The organism is Providencia sp. PROV150, assembly GCF_028481025.1.
In the GTDB taxonomy this organism is placed as follows: Bacteria; Pseudomonadota; Gammaproteobacteria; order Enterobacterales; family Enterobacteriaceae; genus Providencia; species Providencia hangzhouensis.
In genome coordinates, this window is record NZ_JAMPPJ010000043.1 from 1 (window position 1) to 1,293 (window position 1,293).

General features: G+C 36.4%; 1 protein-coding gene and 1 pseudogene. Both read right to left on the reverse strand.

Features of this window, described 5'->3' with window-relative positions:
* Nucleotides 1-300: 300 nt before the first annotated feature.
* Entirely contained in the window at nucleotides 301-624 is a 324-nt protein-coding gene (locus PSE83_RS20295; RefSeq protein ID WP_036959259.1) for a hypothetical protein, read from the reverse strand.
* A 16-nt stretch (nucleotides 625-640) separates the two neighbouring features.
* Nucleotides 641-1,293, reverse strand: a pseudogene (locus tag PSE83_RS20300) (hypothetical protein); the annotation flags it as partial.

Genomic DNA, 1,293 nt, shown 5'->3' on the forward strand with positions numbered 1-1,293 from the left:
TGTATTACTTATAAAATGATTAATATCTATTTTAATCAATAATAGAACAGAAACATGTGGCTGATTGTTTATATTCACAAAAACAAAAAAAGCCAATGAGTTTCCACATTGGCTTCAATTCGCTTTTGCGTTTGGTAAATCAGTAATGCTACCTTCGTAAATCTCAGCAGCCATACCGAATATTGCCTAAGGTAGCCACTACCCCTCACGAGCCAAACCGGACAGCTAATCATCCAGTTAGCTGAGGATGAGTAAAATTGTTAGCAGAGATCCCAGTACCGAACTGGGATCTTTTAACTTTTAAAAATCAGACCACTCTGCATAGCTAATATCATCTTCGGTTAATTCAGTAAAACCATCTTGACTCAACATTTCTTTAAAATAGAGGATAGTATCTTCTAACGCTTTTTCAATGGTACTTCCACGTCCAATGGCGCACTCGGGGCAACCATCAAATTTTCTTTTTATTGCTAAATCCGTCATACCTGTAAAAAAACCCGACTGATCTTCATAAATTTTTATCTTCATTTTGGCATAAGGCAAAATAGGGATCATAGTAACTGTGAATTCAGCAACTGTTTTCTCTATACAGCTCACTTTTGTAATATTTAAATCATGCCACATAACATATCCCTCTATATTATTGTTTTCCAAAAGATATTATTTTTCCTTCGGATGTTCTATCTAAATATTTCCCGTTTTTATAATAACGAGTCACATTATTAGTCGCACCTCTTACTTTCACTGTTCTAGCACCTTTTAAGTTTTTGACAAATTCTTCAGCTTTGTTTCTGTACTGCTCAACACTACCCGCTCCAACTTCTTTTCCATGTTTTTCATAATGCTTCTGTAATGATTCGTCAGGAGAGTTAAAACTACCCTGATGCCATTTATTTTTAATATTATTTTTGTTTTCAGATAAATAGGCAATATCTTCTACTGTAATCTGATTAGGCAGTGGGGTTATATGCGTATTATCTATATGTTCAGGTATTTGATCTCCGCCAGTATCCGTCCGCCCTTGCTCAGGTATCTGGTTTCCACCCGTATCAATTTTTCCTTGTTCGGGTATTTGGTCGCCACCAGTATGAGGTTTCCCAACATTTGAATTTTTTGCTGCTTTATCTATATCATTTGAGCAGCTCATACCAAAAGAGCAATCAAACGTTTCCGCTAGGCCATCGCGAATATTACCTAAGGTATTTTCGACACCTTTGACTATGTTGCTGTTTGCCGTTTGTGTAGCTTGCGTATTTAAACCAACGCCATGAGATAATGTAGGAACATTCGGTC